Raw genomic sequence first — 12387 nt, forward strand, 5'->3', positions numbered from 1 at the left:
CAGTTATTTATTCAGCAAAAAATCCACTTCCCATGGAGTCTGAAAATAATGTTTCCGGAACCAAATTTCAAAAGCTGGATCTAAAAATTCATAGATTCCCGTTTCATCTTTCAAAATCATGTCTCGACCTTCGAGAACCAATCGGTTTTTCGAAACGTTTCTAGGTGTTCCCAATCCATAATTGCGCATAACATCGGTTGATGTCAATTGTTTTTCCCGCTGATGAATGGCCTTCAGCAAGTTGATTTGAGTTGTGCTCATCCCTTCTATCTCTCTTTGATAGAGAGGTTGATTGGCAAAGATGAGCTCCGTTAGTGCAATTTGAATAACTTGTTTATCCACAGACTCCAAACGACTCTGATTCCAGACATAATGAGACAATTGCTGTACGTACCACGAATGATTTTTCATCAGACGCGGGATAATCGTAGCGATCTCTTTTGAAATTTGTTTACCTGTCTTTTTGAAACTTGATTGAATGAATTTAACCCAAGCTTCTTCTTTGATTTTGGGCAATAACATTAAATCTCCGAAGCGGTAAAAAGGTTTCGATGGATTATTGAATATTTCCTCCAACATGTGTCGTTTACTTCCAAAAAGGCAGTATGAAACTAATTTTTGGCGCTGCCAGATTGCGCGCATCTTCTTTTCTAGCGGCTCGTAACCTACTAAATTTGTCAGGTTCTGAAACTCATCCAGACAAATCACCATTCGAATCCCTTTTTCTTTTGCAATTCGCTCAGGAAGGTTCAAAATTTCATCTGCAAACTCGTGTACTTTTTCGTGTTGGTATTTAATATTGAAATCTAAATGAGGATTAATTCCAACATTAACTGTTGGCACTAAATTGGATAAAAAACTCTTAGTATCGGCAAGCCAATCCTCCCATTTGGTAGAAGTCGCCTTAATCACTTCACGTGTAAATAACTCAAAGAATTCTACTTCGTTATTGACAGTAAACAAATCGAGTAACACTGTTTTGCATTTTTTTTCGGATTGATTGATATCACTAATAACACGCTCTACCAAAGACGATTTCCCCCATCTACGCGGTGAAATAAGAATCGTACTGATTCCACCCATTAAGTTTTGTTTTAACCTATATGCTTCATCTTCTCGATTCGTATATGCTTCTGTACTTACTGTATTTCCGAAAATAAATGGTGAATAGATTTCTTTCATCTCAATCAATTTTTATTAAAAATAATGAAATATTACCAAATGGTATTATACTCAAAGGTACAATATTATCACTCTCAATTATTTTGTTGTATTTCATGATTGTACCTTTAAGTATAATACTAAAAGGTATAATTTTACATGATCCAATTAGGAAGATATAACTTCGATTACGTTCAATTCCATTAGAAGCAAAAAAGTCTCCGCTACAACGGAGACTTTCTATTTATCTAAAACAATGTTGGTTGATCATCTGGATCATCAGGGCCTTTTGTCAAGTCCCACTCAATTGTTGGATTATCTCCATCTTCCGAATCTTCTCCGTCCAAATCCTCTTCCGAATTATCGATTTCCAATTCCAATGGGTCTTCATTTGGCCAAGGTTCAGAACCTTCAATTTCATGTGTTAATACAACCTCCTTGACTTTTAATTTCGTTAGTTGATTTCCTTGCGCTTTCATTCCTTTCACATCGATGAAATCAGCCAAAGCAACCTCGTTATCTGGAAGGTTTTTCGTTTCTTTTAAAAGCTTGTTGTAAACGATTCGAACAACTGGCTGGTATGCTGTAGAAACACAATCTAGATAAGATCCTTCTGTTTCAGAAATGTATGAAACCCTCTTATCTGTTGTGATTTCACAAGTAAACCGCTTCACAAAGTGCAAATCCTTCTCTCCATCGTAATAAACAGCAGAAATTGGTCTGTCTGGAACCCATTTTTCAATATGGATCATGTCTTCATCAAAGTGGTTTGCCAAATCGAAAGTAGTCAATCGGTAGTCTCCATTCTTATACAAAGTCATAATCCGATCTTCTCCTTTGAACGAGCCTAAAAATTTCCCTCTTCCTTCGTCATTCAATCTTCCAACAACGGTATCGTACCAAATCTTACGAGCGGCTAATGTGGAACCTCCAACTTCTTTCTGAGTGATCTTTTGAACAATTTCTTTTGTAACCCGATTTCCAGCAGACTGGCGACCTTTAATTAGCAAATCTCCCAAGTCAATATCGAACCGTAAACGCTTCAAATGTGGCCTTGGTCGGAGCATTACTGAAACAACCTCGCGCTCTCCATTTGGATGAACGGAGAAATACAAGAGCTTAGATCCTTTGATTCCTCGTGTTAAATCGTATTCGGTGTCACGCGTTACTGAATTCACAAAGAACCGTTTCATCATTGTTGCTCCACCAGCACCATCTTGATACATTACGTGATAGATTGTGCGTTTATCGCCTTTTTTCCATACGTCAGCATGTACAATCCCTTTGCCTACGAATTTCTTTTCAGAAACTTTTGTAACAATGAATTTTCCGGTATCGAAGAAAACAATAATATCATCAATTTCAGAACAATCATTGACAGCTTCGGTCTTTTTCAAGCCCCAACCAATGAATCCTTCTTCGATATCTACATATAACTTTCGATTGGCAATAATTACTTTCGAAGCAGCAATATTGTCAAAAACTTTCATTTCAGTTCTTCGCTCTTTACCAGCTCCAAAACGCTTTTTTAAATCTTTGTAATACTCAATAGCATACTCGATTAAATTACCCAAATGTTTCTTCACCTCTTCCATTTCAGCCTCCAACTTTGCTATCAAGTCGTCTGCTTTATCTGAATCGAAACGTGTAATACGAATCATTGGAATCTGAGTCAAACGCTGTAAATCTTCATCTATGATCTCACGAACAAATTGCTTTTTGAATTTCTCAAACCGCTTGTACATGTATTGATACAAACCTTCTTTGTCTGAATACAACTTAAAATCAATGTACATTTCTTCGCGAATGAAGATTTTTTCCAACGTTGAAAAATGCCACTGAGACTCCAATTCAGCCAATCGAATTTCGAGTTCTTTTCGAAGTAAAGTAACAGTATTGTCTGTATTCACTTTCAGAATCTCAGTTACTCCCATAAATCGAGGAGTATCACCATCAATTACAGAAGCATTGGGAGAAATCGATACTTCACAATCCGTGAACGCATAAAGAGCATCGATTGTTTTATCTGGAGAAACACCAGGAGCCAAATGAATCACAATTTCTGCATCTGCAGCCGTATTGTCTTCAATTTTTTTAATCTTAATTTTCCCTTTGTCGTTTGCTTTTATAACGCTTTCAATCAAAGAAGTCGTTGTGCAACCAAAAGGAATTTCATTAATTATCAATGTTTTATTGTCGACCTTTTTAATCTTAGCTCGAACACGCACTTTTCCACCTCTTAAACCATCGTTGTAATTGGTAAAATCCGCCATTCCACCATTCAAAAAATCGGGAAAAATCTCAATTTTCTTTCCGCGCAAATGATTGATCGACTGATCGATTAATTCGATGAAGTTATGCGGCAAAATCTTACAAGCCATTCCGACAGCGATTCCTTCAGCACCTTGAGCAAGCAAGATTGGGAATTTTACGGGCAAATTATCAGGCTCTTTGTTTCGACCATCATAACTCAATAGCCAGCTTGTAGTCTTTGGATTAAAAACCACATGACTAGCAAACTTGGAAAGACGCGCTTCGATATAACGAGGAGCAGCTGCACCATCACCCGTCAACGTATTTCCCCAGTTTCCTTGACAATCGATTAATAATTCTTTTTGTCCGAGTTGAACCAAGGCATCACCAATAGACGCATCACCGTGCGGGTGATATTTCATGGTATTTCCGATTACGTTCGCGACTTTGTTGTAACGTCCGTCATCCAATTCTTTCATGGAATGTAGAATTCGTCGCTGAACTGGCTTAAAACCATCGTGTAAAGAGGGAACAGCGCGCTCAAGAATTACGTAAGAAGCATAATCCAAGAACCAATTCTCATACAGACCACTTAGTGGAATGATATTTTCATCTACATGATTTTTCTCAAAAGGACTTGAATCGGAAGATTCTTGACCTTCATCTCCATTGTTATCATTATCTAAATTCTCATTTTCCGGGTCTACCGGTCCAATTTCATCTTCACTCATCTTAAGAAGCTTTTTCTATTGGTTCTGTATTTTCATCTTCTGATTGGGAATCTTCCAGATCCACATTCTTATCATCATCTTTCACAACACGCAAGTTTTCAATGATAAAATCTTGGCGTTCTGGCGTATTTTTCCCCATGAAATAAGATAGAATCGAATCAATGGATGCATCTTTAGTTAAGAGAACTGGTTCCAAACGAATATCATCACCAATAAAATGCTTGAACTCATCTGGCGAAATCTCTCCCAATCCTTTAAATCGAGTTATCTCTGGATTTTTCCCTAATTCAGAAATAGCTGCTCGGCGTTCTTCATCCGAATAACAGTAAATCGTCTTTTTCTTGTTTCGAACACGGAATAATGGAGTTTGAAGTACATAAACATGATTCCGCTTCACTAAATCTGGGAAAAATTGCAAGAAGAACGTCAAGAGAAGTAAACGAATATGCATTCCATCAACATCGGCATCGGTTGCGATTACAATGTTATTGTAGCGCAGGTTATCCATGTCTTCTTCGATGTCCAAAGCAGCTTGAATGAGGTTAAACTCTTCGTTCTCATAAACCACTTTTTTGGTTAATCCGTAGCAATTCAAAGGCTTCCCGCGCAATGAGAAAACGGCTTGTGTATTGACGTCTCTTGACTTGGTAATTGATCCACTCGCTGAATCTCCCTCAGTAATGAAAAGCGTAGTCATTTCACGTTTTTCATCTTTCAAGTCAGTTAGATGACTTCTACAATCGCGCAGTTTCTTGTTATGCAAACTCGCCTTCTTCGCTCTATCACGAGCTAGTTTACGAATTCCTGACAATTCTTTGCGTTCGCGCTCCGATTGCTTAATCTTCTTTTCAAGTGTATCCGCAACATCTGGATGACGGTGCAAGTAATTATCCAATTTATCCTTCAGAAAATCATTGATGAAAGCTCGCATGGATTTTCCATCTGGTTCAATTTCCTGAGAACCTAATTTCGTTTTTGTTTGAGATTCAAATACTGGTTCAATTACTTTCACGGCAATTGCAGCAACGATAGATTGACGAATATCTGAAGCATCGTAATCTTTCTTGTAAAAATCACGAATCACTTTTGCGATGGACTCACGGAAAGCGCTTTGATGCGTCCCTCCCTGTGTTGTGTGCTGACCATTCACAAAGGAATAATAATCCTCTCCGTATGTTTTTCCATGGGTAAAAGCAACTTCGATATCGTCACCTTCCAAGTGAATAATTGGATATAATGGATCTCCATCCATATTATCTTCCAACAAATCTTTCAACCCGTCTTTCGATTGGTATTTTTCGCCATTGAAGTAAATCGCCAAACCGCGGTTCAAGTAGCAATAATTCCAAAACATCTTGATCAGGTAAGGCATCTTGAACGCGAATTTCTTGAAGATGGATTCGTCAGGAATAAACTCAAAATAAGTTCCATTCACCTCATCTGTTTTACTCAAAGGCAAATCTTCGGTTAATTCCCCTCTAGAAAAAACAACCTGTTTCTTTTGTCCTTCTCTCACCGAATAAACCATAAAATAATCACTCAACGCATTTACAGCCTTGGTTCCTACTCCATTTAGTCCAACTGATTTTTTAAAGGCCTTGGAATCGTATTTTCCACCAGTATTGATCTGAGAAACACATTCAATCACTTTCCCCAATGGAATTCCACGTCCATAATCACGAACAGAAACTTTCCCATCTTTCACTTTGATATCGATACGTTTTCCATTCCCCATAACGAATTCGTCCACGGAATTATCGACAATCTCCTTCACCAAAATATAAATCCCATCGTCTGCAGAAGCACCATCTCCTAATTTCCCGATATACATACCAGGTCTTAGTCGAATATGTTCCTTCCAATCAAGAGATCGTATATTGTCTTCAGTATATTGATTTTCAGCCATAATAACGGATTCTGTGCAAGTATCAAAGATACAATCAGAAAGCTTTGATTAAACAGGTAATTAATAAGAGTTATGAACGATGTAAGGTTAATTTCCCTCCGATAGATTATACCACTTTCTGGGTATTGTTTAGAATTATTCTAAGTAATAATTTTACCTAAAACAAACAACATGTGCCATTACAAAACTATCAGCAACAACTCATTTGGCTGCCTAATTCAATGTAAGAACTGTGAACAATTTCATTTGGGATTCGGAAGCGTGGTGCTCATTCTCTCTTACGCTGAGTTTATTCGATTTTCAGAGCAAGTTCACAGCATTCATACCATGCATTACGAAGAAGAGGAAGCAAAGCTTCTGAAGAATGAGAACTTATCAAACAAGGATGAAAAACCAAAGGAAAAGATCTACATGCACACGGATAATTCTAAAATGATCCTAGCATTCAACCACAAAGAATGGATGAAATTGTATGATTTACTAGAAGAATCTCGCTTTTTGCTTTACGCGAATGAATTTATTGAGCAATCCTAGGTATTTCGCTTTAACCAACCTCTTTTCCAGAAGATAAAAACCAAGGCTGCCGTTATCAAAATCATGACACCCCAAATGATGAAATAGCCATATTTCGAGGATAATTCAGGCATGTTTTCAAAATTCATTCCATATACACCAACAACAAATGTTAAGGGAATGAAAATGGCACTTGTAACAGTTAGCACCTTCATAATTTCATTCATTCGTTGTCCCTGGATAGCATAATACAGATTCGCAACACCATCAAGCATTTGTTTTTTTGCTTCTATTTCCTCAATTAATCCATAACAAGTATCTTTCAACTCTCTGAAATAATGAATGTTATCTTCAATAATCAGCTCGTTTTCAACACGGTCCAATTGCCCCATCAAATCCTTCATTGGAAAGACAATTTTTCGGAGATCTAACAACTTTCTCTTTTCCCATTCAACCTTTCGAAGCACTTCACTCTTTGGATCTCGCAATACGATTTTATCTAGTAATTCAATATTCACTCCAATCTCCTCAACAACTTCTGAATAATTGTCAATAATCGCTTCCAACATTCGAAACAACAAGAAATCAGGGCCTTTGTAACGAATTTTCCCTCTTTTGTATTCAATTCGTTCGCGAACCGTCGGAAAGTGATCTGAAGGCTTCTCCTGAAAAGAAATCAAGTAATTATCTCCAATAATAAAACTGATTCGCTCTTTCTTTAAATCGAAATTATTCAATCCTTCTTTAGGTAATGCGGAAACAATGCTGAAGTAAACATAATCTGAATACTCCTCCAAACGTGTTCGTTTTTCTGGCTCAAACAAATCTTCCTGAAGGATTTTATCTATACACAACTTATCGCACAACTTAATAATCGCCTCTTTGTTTTTCATTGAATGAAAATTCAACCAGTAAGTCGAATTCATATCCTCAGTAGGATTGAATGAATCAGCAAAATAATCCTCTGAGTTCTTTTCTAGGGAATAAGCATCAAAATTGTACTTATATAGTTGTGCTACTTCGGACATACAACGAAAATAACGTTTTTCCAATTATGAATTTCAAAATCTCCAAACATTACCTTTCAATCAATTCATTAGACAGATCAAATCTTAGGTTTGAACAGATTTCAATAAGAGTTGTATTCTTCAGAAAAAATCACATGAAATCGCTTGCTATTATTCTACTTTTTATTTCATTTAGAGCTATTTCTCAATCCGACACATTGATAGTTGAGATTATTTATGGCTCCAAGCCTTTATCCAAAAATGGAGCACATTGGTTTGGCGGAAAACTAGGTGGACACATTGGACTTACAATCGGAGAAGACAGCGTGATGCACTTTCTTCCAGGCGGAAGAGTTGCGGCTACAAACATCAATTCAGATATAGGGAAATACATCATTTCAAACAAACGGAGGTTTTATAGAACATTTTCAAGTGACACTTTGAAGACTTGTCGGATTTTCATTCCAGTTACCTCAACTCAAAAACAGCAACTTTTGAACGATTCCAAATCCTTTTTGAAAGAAGGCCCTTATCCTTATGCATTTTTTGGAATGCGTTGTGCAGCCGCCTGCTACCATCTTTTATCTCTAGCTGATGTAACAAAAGATTTATCTCGAAGTAAGATGACTTGGAAATTCATTTATCCCCGAAAATTTCGGAAACACCTTTTCAAAGAAGCCTTGAAAAACAATTGGAAGATTATTGAAACAAAAGGAGATTCGAAAAGAAAATGGGATCATGACTAACTTCGACTTCGCTGCACTTTTCAATTGGTCAAAAGTTGTTGATACCTCTTAAATTCTTTGACGTTTGAAACACGTTGGATGGCCGCCAAAACTTTTAGTTTCTCATGTTTGGTTAAATGCCAAGACAAACTAATTCGGTCTTTCTGCAACTCTCTCAAATTTAGATTTACTGTTTGAATCGGCACATCGTATTTATTCATTATCAACTTCAGCAATTCATCTTGATCATAATCTTGAATTCGCGGAAAATTGGTAAACACATTTGAAACAGGCGCCGTGAATTTATCAAAAAGTCCAAAGGAACGCGTTTGTTCATTGTACATAATTCGTTTATTATCACGAATCTGAAGAATAACCACACCACTGGTATTTTTACTAATCCAAGATTCTAACTTATTCAACCACTGAATAGTTATTTTAGTACCGAAATTATCGCGCGCGCCAGCATCCATCAATTGAATTTCAGGAGTGGTAGGCAAACTTGTCATTGGAAGTACATACGGAAATGACGCATTCATACGCAACGCTGAAGACAAACGCAATCTTTCTGATTTTTGTTTCTTGAGCAACAAATGAATATCAATATTTTCTTGAATGTGATTCGATTCTGGAGAAGGAGAAGCAGAATCCATTAAAAAACTCAATCCCAGAGAAGAAATCATAATTCTTCTGCCATCATTTACTACAGAAGGCGTTAAAATAAGATTCGGAATAATACCTTGTTTTTCATACGTCCTGAAATACAAGAGCGGTTTATTCAATCGCTGTCCTGTATTTTCATTCAAATCAGATTCAAATGCCATGGCTCGGTCGTAGCTATATTTCGAATTCTCAAAAGTGGATTGATATCTGAAAAACAAATCATTCGTTGAGGCTGCAAAGCATAATTTATTTAATAAATCCTGAGCAATTTCTTCAAAATACTTCTTATCGTTAAAATTAACCTTCCCAGTTTGGTGGTTTTCAAGCAATAATGATCGATAATAAGACGCTCCAACAGTTCCTCCTGAAGCTCCCGTTATCATTGCTATATGCTTGGAGGATTTGAATTTGGTTAGTGAATCACAATTTCGAAGCACTTCATAAACCCAAGTAGCACTTCTAGATCCTCCCCCAGAAGTATTCACAACAACCATTAAGGGTTTTTCCTCGCCTGTTTGCTTTTTCCAGTTTTCCAAGTAACAGATGTAATCATCATAATCATCCTTACAAAGTTCAGCATTCTTACTCAATTCAAAAATCGCAGAATCGGAATAAACAGCTGGGTCATCATAACTCAAACCATAAGCTTGAGTTTGAAATTGAAATAACTCTCCGCTTTTGGAGAACATATTCATGATTAGAAACAATCCAATAATCACTGGATAAGCCCAAACTCTCAACCAAGTCATGAGTGCACTTAACAGCATGAGCAAAATCGTCAAGAGCAATACCACACTAACTCCAGCAGGCACATCTAAAAATGTTTTACCTCCAAACAATCCAATTAATACGAATGTTAAAATCGTAGTTATTTCAAAAACGGTTGTTGAAACCCTGTTTTGATCAAACACGGATTGCAACAAAGATTGCGCATAATGTTTTGTAGAACGGCATTGCTGCACTCGAAATCCTCTTCCCACATAAAAATACAATCGTTGTTTATTTGCGCTTCTTACTTTAATCCGATTTCCTTTTCCAAAACGCATCCAACGATCAGTTCTGGTAGATTTACTTTCATTGTATCTTTTTAATTCGAAGAGATTTTTATTTATTGGAAAGAAATAGAGTAAAGACACACCAACAAACAAGAAAAAGCCTACCAAAAATCCAGCCCCAAAAAACAAAGCATTTGTCCACGACTCAAACTCTTCCATCCGCTGAAAACGAACTACACGAATCAAAAAGTAACTAATAAATATAATCGGTATGATGCTGTTATTAATACAAAAGCGCACAAAAGGCTTATTCACCATTGCTAAAAAAGGAAATCTCGAAGCCAAGCGCATATAGGAATACGAATGAAAAGCCATTGTTAAGCCTCCAAAAGAAAATCCGATCAATAAAAAGGAGAAAAAACTAGTATTCCCTTGATATTCTGGAGATAAAAACAAATAAGACAAACCAAATCCTACTCCAATTTTATCTGAAATCAATAAAAAGAAGAATACCCAATAGAATAATCCAAGTAGATTATGTTTCAAATGATGCACCAAAAGTACAAGAGGAAAAAAGACTCTTAGGAATCTTAAAGTGCTGAAAGTAATGTCTCGGAGTGAAGCCACGAATTTAATATACGAATTAATGATGATGTTTCAGATATTCCTTTAAAAAATCTGTTACCAAATAAGTCAAAGCCTTGCCAACAACTAATTCCTCCATCTCATTTTTAGGTGCTGCTTCAGGCAAATGTAAGTAACACACTTTTTCCAAAGAAGCCATTTTTCGGATATAAATTCGAGCTTGGTCCACACTTATTCCAGAGGGTGAAAATGCACTTGAAGGCATGTAAGCAATTGCATCCATATCCAACTCTACTCCCATCAAATCTTGAAAATGCGTATCGTACACTTTATCAATATCTGCTTGGAATTTAAAACTCTTTTCAAGCCACGATTCATAAAACGTAAAAAAGGCGTTCATCTCTTGCAAGCGATCTAGAATAAACTGATTATTATACGACTCATGGAGGCCAAGGACCGAATAATTCTGCAAAAAACCATCTTCAAAAGCGTATGAAAATGGATTTCCTGAATGCCGGCCCTCCATAGCTCTTGTATCCGCATGAGGATCTAAATTCACTACAGAAATTGGCTGACACATAGCTTCTGAAACACCTTTAATAATCGGATATGCATTATTATGTCCGCCTCCTATTACGATTGGAATTCCTCCAGCTTCAACAACTTCCTGAACCCAAATCGACACCAGGTAATCTAAGTCATCAACATGCATATTTGAAATTGCTGTGATCGATTCTTTTAAACAAATGTATCCATGTATGCAAATAGAATTTCCGCTCAAAAATTGATTGGATTGAACAGCCAGGAATCGAGTGATAAAAGCATCAAATGCTAAATCAGAACCGCCTTTTCCCGCATTCAAACGCGGACCAATATCTTCCTTAATTCCGATAATATGAAAACGCTTTTCCTTCCAACCTTCTAAACCAGCAACGGAGCGAAAAAGAACATTTTGGCCAATTCGAATTTCTCCATCTCTTTCCGTTAACCACTGCTTCAAATGAAGATCTTCTGGAAACTGTACCTTAAAATAAGTTGATTCAAGCATGATGCTTTTCCATTAATTGAACAAAAGTAGTTGGCGGCGGAATTGGTCGCATGGTCTCCTTCGAAACAAAGACCAAAGTCGTTTTTGCTTTACACAAACATTCTTCCTTTTCGTTAAATAACGAATATTCAAAAAACAATCGAGGGCCTTTCAGTTCCGTAATTGCAGTTAAAACAGTTAATTCATCATCATAGAACGCAGGTTTGAAATAATCTACTTCAAAATGACTCACTGGCAACATTACTCCACTTTCTTCCAAATCTTTGTAACTCATTCCTAAAAATCGCATCGCTTCAACCCTTCCAACTTCAAAATAAGCTGCATAATTTCCATAATAGCAATAGCCCATTTGATCCGTTTCGCCATACCTAACTCGGACCTTTGTTGGAAATTCAAATGAAGTTTTCATGAAAAAAAAATTGGAATTAAAACGGGTTAAATGTCGTAACTATTTTTCAGATTATGAGTTAGAAAATAAATGTTGTTAAAACTATCTTTACAGATGAATAATTTGCGCTATTAACAAGCTAATTTTGTACATTTGAAAGAAAGGCGATTTTTCTATTCGAATAAAAAAATTTAACATTTACCTATAAAATTTGCTTATTCATCGAACAATCAACACATTTTAATAAAATAAGAAGATGGTGTTAAAGGAATACTTCAATACAAAGCAAAACTTTTCAAATAATCAACCCCTATTCAACTTTTTTTTTCACTTTTTTATGAGAATATTTGCTCTCTGAAAAATTCAAGGGCTTAACAGTTGAGCTATGAATCTATTACGCTGATTATTTTTT

General features: G+C 36.4%; 9 protein-coding genes. 2 read left to right on the forward strand and 7 right to left on the reverse strand.

What is annotated here, in order from left to right; all coding sequences use genetic code 11:
- Positions 1 to 3 precede the first annotated feature (3 nt).
- The 3 genes from FLUTA_RS20320 to FLUTA_RS20330 all read right to left on the reverse strand — a co-directional run bounded on the left by FLUTA_RS20320 (position 4) and on the right by FLUTA_RS20330 (position 6051).
- A complete protein-coding gene (locus FLUTA_RS20320; RefSeq protein ID WP_013688792.1) occupies positions 4 to 1182 on the reverse strand; it encodes an AAA family ATPase in 1179 nt (392 codons plus the stop codon).
- A 227-nt stretch (positions 1183 to 1409) separates the two neighbouring features.
- Positions 1410 to 4145, reverse strand: a complete 2736-nt coding sequence (locus FLUTA_RS20325; protein WP_013688794.1) for a DNA gyrase/topoisomerase IV subunit A — start codon at positions 4143 to 4145, stop codon at positions 1410 to 1412.
- Between the two features lies 1 nt (position 4146).
- Complete coding sequence (locus FLUTA_RS20330) at positions 4147 to 6051, reverse strand: DNA topoisomerase IV subunit B (protein ID WP_013688795.1); 1905 nt, start codon at positions 6049 to 6051, stop codon at positions 4147 to 4149.
- A 171-nt stretch (positions 6052 to 6222) separates the two neighbouring features.
- Here FLUTA_RS20330 and FLUTA_RS20335 point away from each other — a divergent pair, with 171 nt between their 5' ends.
- A complete protein-coding gene (locus FLUTA_RS20335; RefSeq protein ID WP_013688796.1) occupies positions 6223 to 6585 on the forward strand; it encodes a DUF6686 family protein in 363 nt (120 codons plus the stop codon).
- Here FLUTA_RS20335 and corA read toward each other — a convergent pair.
- Entirely contained in the window at positions 6582 to 7592 is a 1011-nt protein-coding gene (corA, locus tag FLUTA_RS20340) for a magnesium/cobalt transporter CorA (RefSeq protein ID WP_013688797.1), read from the reverse strand. The genes FLUTA_RS20335 and corA overlap by 4 nt on opposite strands.
- Positions 7593 to 7726: 134 nt before the next feature.
- Here corA and FLUTA_RS20345 point away from each other — a divergent pair, with 134 nt between their 5' ends.
- Positions 7727 to 8317 carry a hypothetical protein gene (locus tag FLUTA_RS20345; protein WP_013688798.1) on the forward strand — a complete coding sequence of 197 codons (591 nt, stop codon included), beginning with the start codon at positions 7727 to 7729 and terminating at the stop codon, positions 8315 to 8317.
- Positions 8318 to 8337: 20 nt separating this feature from the next.
- On the opposite strand, the gene FLUTA_RS20350 is transcribed toward FLUTA_RS20345, so the two are convergent.
- Genes FLUTA_RS20350 through FLUTA_RS20360 form a run of 3 tightly spaced genes read right to left on the reverse strand, consistent with a single transcriptional unit; the run spans position 8338 to position 11996 of the window.
- Entirely contained in the window at positions 8338 to 10581 is a 2244-nt protein-coding gene (locus FLUTA_RS20350) for a hypothetical protein (RefSeq protein WP_013688799.1), read from the reverse strand.
- Positions 10582 to 10597: 16 nt separating this feature from the next.
- Positions 10598 to 11587, reverse strand: a complete 990-nt coding sequence (locus FLUTA_RS20355) for a formimidoylglutamase (RefSeq protein WP_013688800.1) — start codon at positions 11585 to 11587, stop codon at positions 10598 to 10600.
- Entirely contained in the window at positions 11580 to 11996 is a 417-nt protein-coding gene (locus FLUTA_RS20360) for an acyl-CoA thioesterase (RefSeq protein WP_013688801.1), read from the reverse strand. The genes FLUTA_RS20355 and FLUTA_RS20360 overlap by 8 nt, the downstream gene beginning before the upstream one ends.
- Between the last annotated feature and the right edge of the window lie 391 nt (positions 11997 to 12387).

Origin of the sequence: Fluviicola taffensis DSM 16823, from assembly GCF_000194605.1 — a bacterium.
Taxonomy (GTDB): Bacteria; Bacteroidota; Bacteroidia; order Flavobacteriales_D; family Crocinitomicaceae; genus Fluviicola; species Fluviicola taffensis.

What these genes read in the sequence shown, in the direction of transcription:
- FLUTA_RS20345 (WP_013688798.1), top strand. Translation starts at nt 7,727, where the DNA reads ATGAAATCGCTTGCTATTATTCTACTTTTTATTTCATTTAGAGCTATT.
- FLUTA_RS20360 (WP_013688801.1), bottom strand. Translation starts at nt 11,996, where the DNA reads ATGAAAACTTCATTTGAATTTCCAACAAAGGTCCGAGTTAGGTATGGC.
- corA (WP_013688797.1), bottom strand. Translation starts at nt 7,592, where the DNA reads ATGTCCGAAGTAGCACAACTATATAAGTACAATTTTGATGCTTATTCC.
- FLUTA_RS20325 (WP_013688794.1), bottom strand. Translation starts at nt 4,145, where the DNA reads ATGAGTGAAGATGAAATTGGACCGGTAGACCCGGAAAATGAGAATTTA.
- FLUTA_RS20320 (WP_013688792.1), bottom strand. Translation starts at nt 1,182, where the DNA reads ATGAAAGAAATCTATTCACCATTTATTTTCGGAAATACAGTAAGTACA.
- FLUTA_RS20335 (WP_013688796.1), top strand. Translation starts at nt 6,223, where the DNA reads ATGTGCCATTACAAAACTATCAGCAACAACTCATTTGGCTGCCTAATT.
- FLUTA_RS20355 (WP_013688800.1), bottom strand. Translation starts at nt 11,587, where the DNA reads ATGCTTGAATCAACTTATTTTAAGGTACAGTTTCCAGAAGATCTTCAT.
- FLUTA_RS20330 (WP_013688795.1), bottom strand. Translation starts at nt 6,051, where the DNA reads ATGGCTGAAAATCAATATACTGAAGACAATATACGATCTCTTGATTGG.